Origin of the sequence: Pseudarthrobacter sp. CCNWLW207, assembly GCF_037203945.1 — a bacterium.
In the GTDB taxonomy this organism is placed as follows: domain Bacteria; phylum Actinomycetota; class Actinomycetes; order Actinomycetales; family Micrococcaceae; genus Arthrobacter.
Genome location: NZ_JBBCBS010000009.1, coordinates 166,854 through 182,534 on the forward strand (window position 1 = coordinate 166,854; position 15,681 = coordinate 182,534).

The following is a 15,681-nucleotide window of genomic DNA, read 5'->3' on the forward strand; positions in this document are numbered from 1 at the left end:
GAAGGCTATTCGCCGATGGCGTCCAGGCGTGCCTGTTCGTCCATCTCGATGGCGGACTGGATGACGGGCTCGAGGTCGCCGTTCATGACCTGGTCCAGGTTGTAGGCCTTGTAGCCGGTACGGTGGTCCGCGATCCGGTTTTCGGGATAGTTGTAAGTGCGGATGCGCTCCGAACGGTCCATCGTACGGATCTGCGACTTGCGCTGGGCCGAGTTCTCGGCGTCGATCTGCTCCTGCTGGTGGGCCAGGATGCGGGCCCGGAGGACACGCATGCCCGCTTCGCGGTTCTGCAGCTGCGACTTTTCGTTCTGCATGGCCACCACGATCCCCGTGGGAAGGTGGGTGATGCGGACGGCGGAGTCAGTGGTGTTCACCGACTGGCCACCGGGTCCCGAGGAACGGTAGACGTCGATCTTGAGGTCGTTCTGGTTGATTTCGAGCTCTTCGGGCTCATCAACTTCAGGCAGCACCAGCACACCGGCAGCCGAAGTGTGGATACGGCCCTGCGACTCCGTCACGGGCACGCGCTGCACACGGTGCACACCACCTTCGAACTTGAGCCGTGCATAGACGCCTTCGGCAGGATCGTTCGAGTTGCCCTTGACGGCCATTTGGACGTCCTTGTAGCCGCCCAGGTCAGACTCCGTGGCCGAGATAAGTTCGGTCTTCCAGCCGCGCGATTCCGCGTACCGGGTGTACATCCGCAGCAGGTCGCCGGCGAACAGCGCAGCCTCATCGCCGCCCTCGCCGCCCTTGACCTCAAGGATCACGTTGCGGGCGTCGTCAGGGTCGCGCGGGATGAGCAGACGGCGCAGCTTCGCGGAGGCCGTCTCGAGCGCAGCCTCCAGTTCAGGCACCTCGGCAGCGAACTCGGGGTCCTCCCCCGCCATTTCCTTGGCAGCAGCAAGATCATCCCGGATGCCCTCCCACTTGTGGTAGGCCTCAACAATGCCGTTCAGCTGGGCAGACCGCCGCCCCAGCTTCCGGGCCAGCCGCTGGTCAGCATAAACAGCAGGATCCCCAAGCTGCGCCTGGATAGCATCATGCTCATCAAGCAGGCCCTGTACGGACTCAAACATTTTCAAAACCTTTCGTTCTGCACCCATTTTAGTGGGGCACAGGAATCCATCCCAAAGCGGCCGGGCACACGGTGAACCGGGCACCCGACGCGTGGGTTTTCCGCCCCGGGAGTAGCATCGGGCCTGCTGAAGCGTGGTGGCCAAGTCCGTTAGGACATGGCCACCACGCGAAGGGGCGGGGGCGGAAATCCCGCGTGGCGAACCACGCGAGGCAACCGCACCCCGCCCCTGAAAACAGCTACTTGTCGTTATCCGACTTCGCACCAAGCGTCGTCTTCTGGACCTGCATGAGGAACTCGACGTTGCTCTGGGTCTCCCGGATCTTGTTGGTCAACAGCTCAAGGCTCTGCTGCGTTTCGAGTCCGGAGAGGACGCGGCGCAGCTTCCACATGATCTTGACTTCCTCGGGGGAAAGCAGGTTCTCTTCGCGGCGGGTGCCGGAGGCGTTGACGTCCACGGCCGGGAAGATGCGCTTGTCAGCCAGCTGGCGGGACAGGCGGAGCTCCATGTTGCCGGTGCCCTTGAACTCTTCGAAGATGACCTCGTCCATCTTGGAACCAGTCTCCACAAGGGCGGTTGCCAGGATGGTCAGGGAGCCACCGTTTTCGATGTTGCGGGCTGCACCGAAGAAGCGCTTCGGCGGGTACAGCGCGGCGGAGTCAACACCACCGGACAGGATGCGGCCAGAGGCCGGTGCTGCCAGGTTGTAGGCGCGGCCCAGGCGGGTCATGGAATCCAGGAGGACCACCACGTCCATGCCCATTTCCACGAGGCGCTTGGCGCGTTCGATGGAGAGTTCGGCCACGGTGGTGTGGTCATCGGCCGGACGGTCGAAGGTAGAGGCAATAACCTCACCCTTGACCGTGCGCTGCATGTCGGTGACTTCTTCGGGGCGTTCGTCAACGAGCACCATCATGAGGTGGACCTCAGGATTGTTGGTGGTGATGGCGTTGGCGATGGACTGCAGGATGAGCGTCTTTCCGGCCTTCGGCGGGGAGACGATCAGGCCGCGCTGGCCCTTGCCGATCGGGGCAACCAGGTCGATGACGCGGGGGCCGATCTTCTTGGGGTCGGTCTCGAGGCGCAGGCGCTCGGACGGGTACAGCGGAACCAGCTTGGCGAACTCGACGCGGTCCTTGAGTTCTTCGGAGGTCTTGCCGTTGACTGACGTCACGCGGACCAGGGCGTTGAACTTCTGGCGGGCTGACTGCTGGCTGCGGTCTTCGCCGTCACGCGGAGCACGGATGGCTCCAACCACGGCGTCGCCCTTGCGCAGGTTGTACTTCTTGACCTGGGCGAGGGAGACATAAACGTCGTTCGGGCCCGGGAGGTAGCCGGAGGTGCGGATGAACGCGTAGTTCTCCAGGACGTCCAGGATGCCTGCGACAGGCAGCAGGACGTCGTCCTCGGTGACCTCGACGTCGTCGACGTCCGGTCCCTGGGCGCGTCCCCGACGGCGGTCGTTGCGGTCGCGGAAACGGTCGTTGCGGGAGTTGTCCCGGCTATCCTGGCCGCCTGAGCGGTCATTGCGGTCATTGCGGTCGTTCCGGTCCCGGCGGTTGCGGCGGTTCCGGCGGCTTCCGCCGTCAGAATCATCGCTGTCGCGGGTGTTGTCGCGGGAGTCGTCGCGACGGGCGCCTTCACGCTGGCCAGCCTCACGGCTGCCTGCGTTGTCGCGGCCGCCGTCGGTGGTCTCGCGAACGGCGGTGTCGCGGGCACCGCGGCTACGTCCGCCTTCACGGCGGTCGGCACGCTGGCCGTCGCCGGCTTCTGAGCCTTGGGCGTCGGTGCGCTGGGTTTCAGTGCGCTGGGTTTCAGTGCGCTGGGTTTCAGTGCGCTCCGCGTGGCGCTGTTCGGCAACGGGCTGTTCGGCCGGTGTTTCGACAGCTTCGGCGGTCTGCGGGGACGCAGCAGCTGCTTCACCGCGGCGGCGGTTGCGGGTGCGGGGCTGGCGGCGTTCGCCGGCGCCTTCTGCTGCCTCGCCGGCCTCGGCGGGCTGGGAGGCCGGAGCTTCGGCGGGGGCAGCGGCCGGGGCCTCGCCGGCTGCTTCCGCCGGAGCGGCGGCAACAACGCCGTCGCTGACTGCCCGGCGGCTGCGGCCACGGCCACGTGCACGGGTACCTTCGGCGGCCGGGGCCTCCGCGGTTTCGCTCGCTGCAGCGGCGGGTGCAGTCGCAGGCGCGGCAACAGTGGGAGCAACGTGGTTTTCGGTCGCCTTTCCGGCAGCCTTGGCCGGCGCCTTGGTGGCCGGAGTGCCTGCACGATGGGCGGAGATGGCCGTGACCAGGTCCCCCTTGCGCATGCGGGATCCGCCGGAGATACCTAGCTGGCTGGCAAGCGCCTGCAACTGGGCGAGCTTCAGGCCGGCTAGGCCGCTGCTCTTGGCGGGTGCGGCCGTTGACGATCCGGCAGCAGAAGATGATAGTTCCACAGCTGGAGACAGCTCAGTGGTTTCGGTCACGAAGGATCCTTCCCCCTCGACGGCGTCCAGACTGGGAGCTGGACGCGATGATTTGATCTGGGCTGCAGTTCAGATCTGCAGCCGGAAATTCGGCCTTGCCGGTTGGATTTCGGCCAGCAGGGCCGGATACTGATTCACCCACGCTCCGATTAATGGCGGAACGCTGGACTGACGGTTCAGGGGCAGACACTTCATGCTGCAGATTCCTGCGACAGACCAAGCAGGCGGCACCGGAAGATGTTGCGCAGTAGGAGATCAAATAACAACTGAATGCAGCTGCAGATCAGATAGGCGGAATCACCGCCGGTGCAAGTCCACCTTAGCACCTTCAACGTCCACTGCGAGCTTCAGCACGCGCCAGGCGATATCCGGCGTGTTTGACGCCGTAAAGGCATTGATAAAGTCCACGACTGCGGAGGCTTCAGCCTGGCCGTTGGCCAGCACCAGGACCGTGGGCCCGGCACCCGAGACAACGGCCGCATATCCGGCTTTCCGCAGCGCGCTGATCAGGGCTGCGCTGGGCCGCATGGCTTCCGCGCGGTAGCTCTGGTGCAGGAAATCCTCGGTGCCGGCGAGCAGGAACTCCGGCTTCTGCGTCAGTGCATGGATCAGCAGGGCAGCCCTGCCCGAATTCATGGCGGCAGCATGGTGGCCCACCGAGGCAGGCAGGAGCGCGCGGGCGGCCTCCGTGGACAGTTCAAAATCAGGCACCGCCACAATCGGGATCACCGACTCCAGCACACTGGCACATGTGCTGCTGTACTGGTCACTGTCCTGCCAGGAGAGCGCCAGCCCACCGAAAATGGCCGGTGCGACGTTGTCCGGATGGCCTTCCAGCTCGCTGGTGAGCTGGAGGATCCAGTCGCGCCCACGCTGTCCGGCCTCCGGCACCATGGCGTTGGCCGCGGAGACTGCAGCCACCACAGCCGAGGCCGATGAACCCAGGCCCCGGCCGTGCGGGTTGACGTTTTTCGCGATAATCTTCAAGCCGCCATGGCGGTAGCCCAGTCGCTCGAAGGCGGCTTCCATGGCCCGGATAACCAGGTGGTTGGCATCGCGCGGCAGCGTTTCGGCTCCCTCGCCGCTGAGCTCGAAAAGCAGTTCGTCGGTTTCGAGGCTCTCCACTGTCAGGGTGTCATGCAACGCCAAGGCCAGGCCAAGGCTGTCATATCCGGGACCGAGATTGGCGCTGGTGGCCGGGACCCGGACGGTGACGCGCTGTCCTGCCTCGATGAGGGGCAGGCCAACAGTGGTGGGCGAGGTGGTTTCCACGGCTACTTGTCTTCCAGTCCCAGTTCGGCTGCAACGGTCACAACATCGTTGGAGACCTTGACCGGCTGCACGTCGCTGCCGTCTTCGGTGCGCAGTGCCCACTGGGGGTCCTTGAGCCCGTGGCCCGTGACGGTGATGACAATCGTCTTGCCGGACGGAACTTCCCCCGCGGCGTGCTTCTTCAAGAGCCCGGCAACACCGGCTGCTGAGCCGGGCTCCACGAAGACACCTTCGCGGGCCGACAGCCAGCGGTGGGCGTCGAGGATTTCTTCGTCCGTGACGGCATCGATGAATCCGCCGGACTCGTCGCGGGCGGCGATGGCGCCGTCCCAGGAGGCAGGGTTGCCGATCCGGATGGCGGTGGCGATGGTGTCCGGCTCGGTGATCGGGTGGCCCGCTACGAACGGCGCGGCGCCAGCGGCCTGGAAGCCCCACATCTGCGGGGTCTTAGTGGAGACGGCAGGAAGGGTACCGGCTGTTGCGGACTCGAACGGCGCGGAGTACTCCTTGTAGCCCTTCCAGTATGCCGTGATGTTGCCGGCGTTGCCGACGGGCAGGACGTGGATGTCCGGAGCGTCGCCCAGGGAGTCCACTACCTCGAATGCGCCGGTCTTCTGGCCTTGGATCCGGGCAGGGTTGACAGAGTTGACCAGGAAGACCGGGTAGGACTCCCCCAGCTTCCGTGCAATGTCCAGGCAGTTGTCGAAGTTGCCGTCAACCTGGAGCAGCGTGGCTCCGTGTGCGATGGCCTGGCTGAGCTTGCCCATGGAGATCTTGCCCTCGGGAACCAGCACGGCACACTTCAGGCCTGCGGCGGTTGCGTAGGCTGCGGCGGAAGCCGAGGTGTTGCCGGTGGACGCGCAGACAACGGCCTTGGCGCCGGATTCAACGGCGGCGGTCATGGCCATGGTCATTCCGCGGTCCTTGAACGAACCGGTGGGGTTCATTCCCTCGACCTTCAGGTACACGGTGGAACCGGTCAGTTCGGAGAGTTTCTGCGCGTGGACCAGCGGGGTCCCGCCCTCACCCAGGGTGATGACCCTGGTGGATTCCGTCACGGGCAGACGGTCAGCGTATTCGCGGATAACGCCGCGCCATTGGTGAGCCACTTAGACTCCTTCTACCCGCAGAACGGATGTAACTGAATTGATGACGTCCAGGCCCTTCACGGCCTCGACGGTGGCTGCGAGGGCAGCCTCGGATGCGCGGTGGGTGACAATCCGCAATTCGGCCGATTCCACGTTGGACTCGGCGTCCTTGTGGATGGTCTGCCGCATGATTTCGATGGACACGCCATGCTCGGCGAAGAGCTGGGCGATGCGGGCCAGGACGCCGGGCTGGTCGGCGACGTCGAGGCCGATGTAGTAGCTGGTGGTTGCCGCTTCGATAGGCAGCGCCGGGACGTGGCCGGTAGTGGTTTCGGTGCGCTGGGGCCCGCCCAGCACCAAGCGGCGGGCGGCCGATACGAGGTCACCCAGCACGGCGGAGGCAGTGGGGGTGCCGCCGGCGCCCTGGCCGTAGAACATCAGCTCGCCGGCGTTTTCCGCTTCGATAAACACGGCGTTGAACGCACCGCGGACGGCGGCCAGCGGGTGCTCGCGCGGGAGCAGCGTCGGGTGAACCCGCACCGAAACCCCTTCGCCGCCGTCGGAATCGGTGAGTTTTTCGGCAATGGCCAGCAGCTTGATAACAAATCCCGCATCCTTCGCCGCGGCGATGTCGGACGCGCTGACAGAGGTGATGCCTTCGCAGTGGACGTTCTCCAGCGCGAACCGGGTGTGGAAGGACAGCGTGGCCAGGATGGCTGCCTTGGCGGCGGCGTCATGGCCTTCGACGTCGGCCGTGGGGTCCGCTTCCGCGTAACCGAGGCGCTGGGCTTCGGCGAGGGCATCGGCGAACTGGGCACCGGTGGAATCCATCTGGTCCAGGATGAAGTTAGTGGTGCCGTTGACGATGCCCAGCACCCGGGTGATCCGGTCGCCGGAAAGGCTGTCGCGGATGGGGCGCAGGATGGGGATGGCGCCAGCGACGGCAGCTTCGTAGGACAGCTGCACGCCGGCCTTGTCAGCTGCCTCGTAGAGGGTGGGTCCGTCCTGGGCGAGCAGTGCTTTGTTGCCGGTCACCACACAGGCGCCGTTGCTCAGCGCCGAGAGGATCAGGGTGCGGGCAGGTTCGATGCCGCCCATGAGCTCGATGACGAGGTCGGCGTCCTTGACCAGGGTCTCGGCGTCGGTGGTGAACAGTTCCTGCGGCAGCTCAACGTCGCGCTTGGAATTGACGTTGCGTACGGCGATGCCGCTGAGCTGCAGGTGCGCACCGGTGCGGGCAGCAAGGGCGTCGGCGTCCTCAATGAGAATCCGCGCAACCTGGGCCCCAACGTTGCCACAGCCCAGCAGGGCCACTTTCAGGGTTCGCAATTCAGTCATTCGGCACTCCCATGTCGCGGTTAAGCAAATCTTCTTCGGTTTCCCCGCGGACAATCAGCCGGGCAGATCCATCGCGCACCGCGACAACGCCCGGCCGGGCCAGATAGTTGTAGTTGCTTGACAGGGCCCAGCAGTAGGCGCCGGTACCCGGTACAGCAAGCAGATCACCGGCTGCCACGTCCTCGGGCAGATATACATCTCTAACAACTATGTCGCCGCTCTCGCAATGTTTGCCCACTACGCGGGACAGCTGCGGTGACGCCGCCGACGTGCGGGAGGCAAGAATTGCCGAATAATCCGCGTCGTACAGCACCGGGCGGGCGTTGTCACTCATGCCTCCGTCCACTGACACATAGCGGCGGGGATACGTAACGTTCTCCTGCCCTTCCGCGTCAACACGGACGGTCTTCAGTGTGCCCACCTCGTACAGCGTGAAGGTGGTACTGCCCACGATGGCGCGACCCGGCTCGATGGAGATCCTGGGTGACGTGATGCCCAGCTCGGCACAGGTGGAACGTACGACGGCGGCCATCGCCGTCGCGATGTCGGCTGCGGGGCGGGGGGTGTCAACGGGTGTGTACGCGATGCCGTAGCCGCCGCCAAGGTCCAGTTCCGGCAACTCGATCGAGTACTTTTCCTGCACGGCTGCCAGGAACCGCAACAGCTTCTCGGCGGCCAGCGCAAAACCATCGGGCTCGAAGATCTGCGAGCCGATGTGGCAATGGAGCCCGAGCAGTTCGATGCCGGGGTGTGCGGCAGCAGCTGCTACCGCTTCCTCGGCCGCGGAGAGTCCTTCCCTGTCGGTGGAGTCCGCGGCCATGGACAGGCCGAACTTCTGGTCCTCGTGGGCTGTGGCAATGAATTCATGCGTGTGGGCGTAGACGCCGGGGGTCAGCCGGAGCATGACCTTTGCCTGTTCACCGCGCCCGTGCGCGATGGCACCGACGCGGACCAGTTCGTCGAGGCTGTCCACCACGATGCGTCCAAGGCCCATGTCCAGCGCGCGGTGGATTTCGGCGTCGGATTTGTTGTTGCCGTGCAGGGCCACGCGCTCACCGGGAATGCCCGCTCGCGCGGCCACCGCCAGTTCACCGCCCGAGGCCGTGTCCAGGCGCAGGCCCTCTTCCTCGACCCACTTCACGACGGACGTGCACAGGAAGGACTTGCCGGCGTAGTAGACGTCCACTCCCCCGCAGATGTCATGGAAGGCTGCGTCGAAGGAGTCCTTGAAGGCCCGCGCCCGGGCACGGAAGTCGGCCTCGTCCATTACAAAAAGCGGCGTCCCAAACTGTTGCTTCAGGGCGGCGACGTCGATGCCCGCCACCGTGAGGACGCCGTCGTTGTTCCGCTGCACGCTGCCTGCCCACATGGGTTCGTGCAGGGCGTTCAGATCCGCCGGCACCGACAGCCAGTCGGGAGCCAGCGGGGACGCTGCATTTCCGGTCTGCACTGTCATGGGGATCACATCCGTTCCGGCGCGGAAACGCCAAGGAGGTCAAGGCCGTTGGCCAGTACTTGGCTGGTGGCGTCGTTAAGCCACAGCCGGGTGCGGTTGACGTCGGTTACCGGCTCGTCGCCCATGGGGGCGATTCGGCAGGCGTCGTACCAGCGGTGGTAAGCGCCGGCAATCACTTCCAGGTGGCGGGCCACGCGGTGCGGCTCACGCAGTTCCGCAGCTTTGGCCACGATGGAGGGGTAGCTGCCCAGGTACGAAAGCAACTCATTTTCCGTGGCGTGGTCCAGCAGGGAAGCCTCGAAGGCGCTCCGGTCCACCCCAGCGGCCACGGCGTTGCGAGCGGCGCCGCGGGTACGCGCGTGGGCGTACTGGACATAGAAGACGGGGTTTTCGTTGCTGTGCTTCTTGAGCAGGTCCGGATCCAGGGTGAGTGGCGAGTCCGCAGGGAAACGGGCCAGGGAGTAGCGCACGGCGTCCTTGCCCAGCCAGTCGATGAGGTCTTTGAGCTCGATGATGTTGCCGGCACGCTTGGACAACTTGGCACCGTTGACGGAGACCAGCTGGCCGATCAGCACCTCGATGTTCACCTCGGGGTCATCGCCTGCGCAGGCCGCAATGGCCTTCAGGCGGTTGATGTAACCGTGGTGGTCTGCTCCGAGGAGGTAGATTTTCTCGGTAAAGCCGCGGTCCTTCTTCGACAGGTAATAGGCGGCATCGGCGGCAAAGTAGGTGGGCTCGCCGTTTGCCCGGATCATCACACGGTCCTTGTCGTCACCGAAGTCGGTGGTGCGCAGCCAAACGGCACCGCCGTCGTCGAACACGTGACCCTGCTCGCGAAGGCGGGCAACGGCACTTTCGATGGCGCCGGCGTCGTGCAGTTCCTGTTCGGAGAAGTAGACGTCAAATGCCACGCCGAAGTCCGCGAGGGTGGACTTGATGTCCTTCATCTGGGCCTTGTAGGCCGCCGCTCGGATCACCGGGATAGCGGCGACCTCCGTCAGCTCGCGGATGTCCGGGTGCTCGCTGAGTACCTCGTGGCCGAGGTCCGCGATGTACTGGCCGGGGTAGCCGCCGTCGGGCACGGGGCGTCCATGAAGCCGGGAGTAAACGGAGTTGGCGAAGACGTTCATCTGCGAGCCGGCGTCGTTGATGTAGTACTCAGCGGTGACCTCGGCTCCGGAGGCACGCAGGACGCGGGCGATCGCATCGCCCAAGGCGGCCCAGCGCGTGTGGCCTATGTGGAGGGGTCCGGTGGGGTTCGCGGAGACGAATTCCATGTTAACCACGTGGCCGGCGAGCGCGGTGTTGGTGCCGTATTCCCGTCCGGCTTCCACAATGGCCTTCGCCAAGGCACCTGCCGCGGCGGCATCCACCGTGATGTTCAGGAAGCCGGGTCCGGCGATGTCCACGGCGGAGACACCGTTGATGGACTTCAGCCGGGCGCTAAGGATCGTAGCGAATTCACGCGGGTTTGTGCCTGCCTGCTTGGCGAGCTGGAGCGCAATGTTGGTAGCCCAGTCACCGTGGTCCCGGTTCTTCGGTCGCTCCACGCGCACCTCATCAGGGACAGCTGATGCGGAAAGCGCGATTTCGCCAGCGGCGACGGCGTCTTTCAGGCAGGTGGATATGGCGAGGGAGAGTTCTTCGGGAGTCACCCCTCTAGCCTACCGGGGGCCGCCACATGGACGAATTTGAGCGTTGCGCGTGACTGGCACTAACTCGACCAGGCAACAGCGATTTTCCTCACAGCAGTTGCACGGCTGAATCACAGGGTGAACCATTACGGTGAATCCGACGTTGAGAACACCGTAAGCACCCAGCCCACGAAACGAGACCCATTCATGAGACCGTCAGTCCGCAAGAGTGTTTTCGCCGGTATCGCCGGCCTTTCCCTCGCAGGAACGGTGGCCGGCTGCGCGCCGTCCGCTACACAGGACACGCCGGCTACCACCGGCAACAGTTCGCCTGCAACGTCGGCCGCGCCATCCACCACCTCCCCTTCCGGCACTTCGTCGTCGCTCGCCAGCAGTGGTTCCGTCTACCAGGACGGTACGTACAGCGCGGACGGCACCTATGTTTCCCCGAACGGTACCGAAACTGTTGGTGTTGAACTGACCCTTGCTTCGGGCAATGTCACGGCTGTGAACATCACCCAGCATCCCTCGAACCCGAACACGCGGAAATTCCAGGGCGAATTTGCCAGCGGGATCGCAGCGCAAATCGTGGGAAAGAGCATCGACGAACTGAACGTTTCCAAGGTGGCAGGGTCCTCGCTCACCAGCGGCGGCTTCAACCAGGCACTCGAAAAGATCAAGGCAGAGGCAAAGTAGGACGTGCCGCAGCCGGACTGGGACGGGTTCAGTTTCGACGGGATCGGTACCCGTTGGGAAATCTCCACGCCCCGGCCGCTTGACGGCTCCCTCCGCGCGCGGCTGCTGGCCGTGGTGGAGCGGTACGACGGCGACTGGTCCCGGTTCCGACCCGATTCAACGGTGGGTGCCATGGCCCGGCTGCCCGGGCGGTATCGGTTTTCGGACGAAGCCGCGGCTCTTGGCCGCCTGTACCGCGAGCTATACGACATCACGGCCGGCGCCATGACTCCTTTGATCGGCGGCAGCCTTGAGCGGTTGGGGTACGACTCCTCATATTCCCTTCGTCCCGCGGGTTCGCCGGTTCCCGCCCTCCGTTGGGAGGATGCAGTGGACTGGGATGGCGACGTACTCACCACCAGCGTGCCCCTTGTCCTGGACATTGGAGCGGCCGGCAAGGGACAGTTGGTGGATCTCTTGGCGGCGGAACTGCGCTCACACGCCGAGCAGGACTTCCTGATTGATGCCAGCGGGGACCTGCTTCACAGCGGCCCCGATGCCGTCATGGTGGCATTGGAGCATCCCTATGACCCATCCAAGGCCATCGGAAAAGTGTCGCTGGCGGGCGGGGCGTTGTGTGCATCGGCGTCGAACCGCCGGGCGTGGGGCGACGGCCTGCATCACGTGCTGGACGGCACCACCGGACGTCCGGTCACTACTGCCGTGGCCACCTGGACCATGGCGGAAAGCACCATGGTGGCTGACGCGCTGGCAACGGCGCTATTCTTCGCACCCGGCGCCGTGTTGGAAGAGTCCTTCGACTTTTCGTGGCTGACGGTATTTTCTGATGGTAGCGCCGCCTATTCGGCAGGATTTGAAGGGACACTGTTCACATGAGCCCCGTTGACGCCCCCAAGACAGGGGCAGCCGTTTCCCCGGCAGGCCGGCTGGACACCCTGTTGGGCAAGTACACGATGTACCGGCTCATCCTCCTGGTGCTGTCCGCCCTCGCCGCGTATAGCCTCCTCCTGAACGCCCTCGGCTGGCTCACGTTCGGCATCCCGCAGATGCTGGTCCACCTGGTGCTCTGCCTTGGTTTGACCTATGTCTCCAACCGGGGGCTTGCCGCACTGTTCCGTGTGCGGCCGCATTCTGAGTCGTCGCTCATCACTGGTTTGCTTCTCTACTTCCTGTTCTGGCCGACCTTCGCGCCCATGGATATGGCAGGCGTGGCACTGGCGTGCGTCCTTGCCTCCGCGTCAAAGTACGCGCTTGCCTGGCGTGGCCGGCACATCTTCAACCCGGCAGCAGCCGGCGCGTTCGTCACGGGGCTGACAGGTTTGAACATTGCAACGTGGTGGGCGGCGACCCCTGCAATGCTGTGGCTGCTGGTCCCTGGAATCCTTCTGGTGCTCTACCGAACCCGCAAATTTCTGATGGCAACTGTGTTCCTCGTGGTCGCGACTGCGATTATCACGACGGAACTGCTGCAAGCCGGACTCTCTTTCGGCAGCGCCCTCTGGCAGGCCTTCGCCCAACGCCCGCTCCTGTTTTTCGTGGGCTTTATGCTGACCGAGCCGCTGACGCTGCCGCCGCGCCGTTGGCAACAGCTGGCGCTGGGCGCGGTGGTGGGCGTGGTGTTTGCGGTGCCGTACAACTTGGGCTTTATTGCCAACTCACCGGAGCTGGCACTGCTGCTCGGCAACTTGCTGGCCTTCCTGGTGGGACAGCGGGGCGGGCTGAAGCTGCGCTTCACCGGTTCCAGGCCCTTGACGCCGAGCACCACAGAATTTGCGTTCGAGCCGTCCCGGCCTGTGCGCTTTGTACCGGGCCAGTACATGGAACTTGATCTTCCGCACGCCAAGTCGGACGGGAAGGGCCGACGCCGGGTGTTCAGCCTGACCAGCGCGCCCGGTTCGGATGAGGTGAAGTTCGGGGTCCGGACAGCTGACCCCTTGTCAGCCGCCAAGAAAGTCCTGCTGGGGCTGAAGCCGGGCGACCAAGTGACCGCCACGTCGGTGGGAGGCGACTTCGTGCTGCCGCGGGATCCGGCCAGGCCGCTGCTGCTGATAGCTGCCGGGATCGGCATCACTCCCTATCTGGCACACCTGGCCTCCGGCGCAGCCAAGGACCGGGACGTGGTGTTGCTGCTGCTGGCAAGAAATGCCGAAGAGATTGCCTACGCCGATGAGCTTCGTACTTCGGGGGCGCGGATCGTTGCCCGACTCGCGGACGGTTCCGCCCCGCCGTCGTTCATCACCGAAGCAGGAACCAATACCGGAGCTGGGGGCCGGCTGGATGGGGCTTCATTGCAGGCCCTTGTGCCCGATATTGCCGGACGCAGCGTCTACATCTCAGGATCTCCTGCCAGCGTGGCTTCACTCCGCCGCGCGGCCAGGGAGGCCGGGGCACGCCGAGTGCATGTGGACTCGTTTTCCGGCTACTGAGGCGTGGCGTTTTTCCTTGCAGGCCACCTTCCTGCTAAGCTCTAGGACGTCCCGCTGGCAACAGCAGGAACCCTGAATTGCCCTCGTAGCTCAGGGGATAGAGCGTCTGCCTCCGGAGCAGAAGGTCGTAGGTTCGAATCCTATCGAGGGCACAATGAAACCCCCGCCGCTTGGAAAAGCGGCGGGGGTTTTCTGTTTCCGCCCAGGGCACGACATCTTGCACCCGTGATTGCCCGGCCTTCACGAATTGAGGCCCATGATGCGGGGTTAGGGCACTGACGGCACTCCGGGGCAGCCTTGGCCTTGGGGATTCTGGTTGCAGTCGTCGGCGTAGTTGCGGGTGATGGACCGCCATACGCTGATGGTTTGGGGCGCGGCGCTGAACTGGCCTTGTCCGGGGATGGGCAATGGTGGCCCGTTGTTGACGGAGTACGTCCCTCGGAATGAGGTGGTGAGGACTACTTGGAAGTCTCCAGTGGCCGTGTAGGCGTGACTGGTCCGTGTTTTCTCGCCCCAGCGCTCCTGCGGAAGTGGTCCACCCATCGATGGCTGTGGGCCTAACACCGTACCGTCGCCGTAATTCCACGTGTACTGGACCGGTGTGGCTACGACGTGGACCTGCTGCCCGAACATGGTGACGTCGAACTGCTGCTCGATGGCGTCGGCATAGAAGTTCGTCTCGGCGCCCCGGAGGGTGTGCGGGCTCGGCTGGGCCACGACTGACCCCGCCTTGACCGGCAAGTTCTCGAACTGGCGCTGAATGTCCGCGGCAATGCGTGGCAGCAGGTCCTCGGGCTTCGCGTCGTAGAGGCACGTCGGGCCGGAGTGGTGCGTCCATACCGGGTTGGCCAGTCCGCGAGGTGCCTTTAACCAGACGACGGGAATGCCTGCCTTGCCCTCAGGCCCACTTTTGCACTCGACCTGGTCCCGCAGGCAGACGGAATTGAAATCGCCCCCGCCGAGGTGGCATTGGAGTTCGTACTTGTACTGGTTTGGATCGCTCGAAATGGTTCCCGGTTCGGCGGGATTGACTTTTCCGGTGACAGGATCGACGACCCACACTGTAACCCCGACTCCCGAATTGCCGAATCCTGAATCAGCTCCGCTGTCGGCAAAGGATGGGGACGGACATGCAACTCCTAGAGTGAATGCCAAAATCCCAGCGCAGAGGATTCTCCAAGGCCTCTTCAGCGTCATTAGCGCAGGGGGTGCAAACCATCAACGTGCCAGGCAGCGTCCTTGAAGCTGACCAGCAGAACGTTCGCGGTGTCAGAAGGCTCAGTGGCAGCCCTGAATTCAGAACCCCCCGGATCGTGATAGGTGATCGTGGCTTGCTGAACCTGCACTATGACTTGGTAGAGCTCGTCGGCGGCTGGTTCAGAAACTGTCATCGTTGAAGGCACTATTATTTTGCCGCCCGCAAGCCACCGCCCCCCTTGATAATTGGTCTTCAACGAGGACGTGATATTTGAGCAGAACTCGCAACCAGGTGAGGTTATCGCTTCGACACCCGAAATATCGCCGGTTTGATAGGCAAAACTTAGTTGCGCGAACCAGTGTGTGACGAATGCCTCCAGCCCTTCCTTCGTCTCGGTCTTAGCGACCTCAGGCAACACGGGCACGGGCACGTTCTGTGCGGGGCCCGTTGCGTCAGCTGGTTTGTAGGCTGCGGTGGGAGTCGGCGTGGCGCTCGGGGTCACCGACTCTGTGGCAGACACGGAAGGTGACGTGCCAGTGCTGTTGGGACCGCTGCCCGAGTTGCAGCCCGAGAGCGCCACAGCGGCCGCCGCAACAACTACGAGTGGGGTCAGGCGCACGCGCCGGGACGTAAAAAGGTTGTGCGATGTCATGGGCAGCTATTCCCCCAATAGTGTTTCAATGCCTCGCTCCGAACAATTCCTTAAGGTTAGCCCAGGCGACAGTTCAGCGCTCAGAGTTATCCACAGGCCCCCTCGTCGGCTCCATCGCCCTCCGATCCGCATGAAAGTCACATATGCGACTGCCCAGTGGCGTGCACAGAGAACAGCAGGAAAGCCACACCAACGAGCAATGCGCCCCGGGCGCATGGTGACAAGGCTGGGTGGTCGCCACACCCCGGCGAACTAGGGCGGTGTCTCGTTCCAGCTCGCCGCTAAAACCTGCGCCGGCAACATAGGTGGTTCCCAGTCTTGGTGTTCGCTTTGGTAGTGGCGTCCGGTGGGTGAGGTCCAGCCGGGTGGTTTGTCGATGCT

The 15,681-nt window shown here is 64.3% G+C and carries 12 protein-coding genes and 1 tRNA gene; 4 read left to right on the forward strand and 9 right to left on the reverse strand.

The features are described from left to right. Positions 1 to 5: 5 nt before the first annotated feature. From prfA to argS, 7 genes are all read right to left on the reverse strand, one after another. On the reverse strand, positions 6 to 1,079 hold the full coding sequence (gene prfA, locus V9L17_RS16415; protein ID WP_337345845.1) for a peptide chain release factor 1: 1,074 nt from the start codon (positions 1,077 to 1,079) through the stop codon (positions 6 to 8). A 238-nt stretch (positions 1,080 to 1,317) separates the two neighbouring features. Then, complete coding sequence (gene rho / locus V9L17_RS16420; RefSeq protein WP_337352179.1) at positions 1,318 to 3,540, reverse strand: transcription termination factor Rho; 2,223 nt, start codon at positions 3,538 to 3,540, stop codon at positions 1,318 to 1,320. Between the two features lie 297 nt (positions 3,541 to 3,837). Continuing rightward, the gene (thrB, locus tag V9L17_RS16425; protein ID WP_337345843.1) at positions 3,838 to 4,812 is read right to left on the reverse strand and encodes a homoserine kinase; all 975 of its coding nucleotides are present in this window, start codon (positions 4,810 to 4,812) and stop codon (positions 3,838 to 3,840) included. A gap of 2 nt (positions 4,813 to 4,814) precedes the next feature. Beyond that, positions 4,815 to 5,921 carry a threonine synthase gene (thrC, locus tag V9L17_RS16430; RefSeq protein WP_337345842.1) on the reverse strand — a complete coding sequence of 369 codons (1,107 nt, stop codon included), beginning with the start codon at positions 5,919 to 5,921 and terminating at the stop codon, positions 4,815 to 4,817. Next, entirely contained in the window at positions 5,922 to 7,238 is a 1,317-nt protein-coding gene (locus tag V9L17_RS16435; RefSeq protein WP_337352180.1) for a homoserine dehydrogenase, read from the reverse strand. Continuing rightward, on the reverse strand, positions 7,231 to 8,694 hold the full coding sequence (gene lysA, locus V9L17_RS16440; RefSeq protein ID WP_337352181.1) for a diaminopimelate decarboxylase: 1,464 nt from the start codon (positions 8,692 to 8,694) through the stop codon (positions 7,231 to 7,233). The genes V9L17_RS16435 and lysA overlap by 8 nt, the downstream gene beginning before the upstream one ends. Before the next feature lie 5 nt (positions 8,695 to 8,699). Further along, positions 8,700 to 10,349 carry an arginine--tRNA ligase gene (gene argS, locus V9L17_RS16445; RefSeq protein WP_337345839.1) on the reverse strand — a complete coding sequence of 550 codons (1,650 nt, stop codon included), beginning with the start codon at positions 10,347 to 10,349 and terminating at the stop codon, positions 8,700 to 8,702. A gap of 186 nt (positions 10,350 to 10,535) precedes the next feature. Here argS and V9L17_RS16450 point away from each other — a divergent pair, with 186 nt between their 5' ends. The 4 genes from V9L17_RS16450 (at position 10,536) to V9L17_RS16465 (ending at position 13,602) form a co-directional block, all read left to right on the forward strand. Next, the gene (locus tag V9L17_RS16450) at positions 10,536 to 11,024 is read left to right on the forward strand and encodes an FMN-binding protein (RefSeq protein WP_337352182.1); all 489 of its coding nucleotides are present in this window, start codon (positions 10,536 to 10,538) and stop codon (positions 11,022 to 11,024) included. A gap of 3 nt (positions 11,025 to 11,027) precedes the next feature. Further along, the gene (locus V9L17_RS16455; RefSeq protein WP_337352183.1) at positions 11,028 to 11,900 is read left to right on the forward strand and encodes an FAD:protein FMN transferase; all 873 of its coding nucleotides are present in this window, start codon (positions 11,028 to 11,030) and stop codon (positions 11,898 to 11,900) included. Further along, positions 11,897 to 13,450, forward strand: coding sequence for a ferredoxin--NADP reductase (locus tag V9L17_RS16460; RefSeq protein WP_337352184.1), 1,554 nt, complete (start codon positions 11,897 to 11,899; stop codon positions 13,448 to 13,450). The genes V9L17_RS16455 and V9L17_RS16460 overlap by 4 nt, the downstream gene beginning before the upstream one ends. A 79-nt stretch (positions 13,451 to 13,529) precedes the next feature. Beyond that, a tRNA-Arg gene (locus V9L17_RS16465) sits at positions 13,530 to 13,602 on the forward strand. 115 nt (positions 13,603 to 13,717) lie between these two features. On the opposite strand, the gene V9L17_RS16470 is transcribed toward V9L17_RS16465, so the two are convergent. Both V9L17_RS16470 and V9L17_RS16475 read right to left on the reverse strand, forming a co-directional pair. Beyond that, positions 13,718 to 14,512: a hypothetical protein gene (locus tag V9L17_RS16470; protein WP_337352185.1), complete on the reverse strand. Its 795-nt coding sequence runs from the start codon at positions 14,510 to 14,512 to the stop codon at positions 13,718 to 13,720. A gap of 134 nt (positions 14,513 to 14,646) precedes the next feature. Further along, positions 14,647 to 15,300 (reverse strand): DUF6318 family protein, encoded by a 654-nt coding sequence (locus V9L17_RS16475; RefSeq protein WP_337345834.1) that lies wholly within the window; start codon positions 15,298 to 15,300, stop codon positions 14,647 to 14,649. Positions 15,301 to 15,681: the final 381 nt, after the last annotated feature.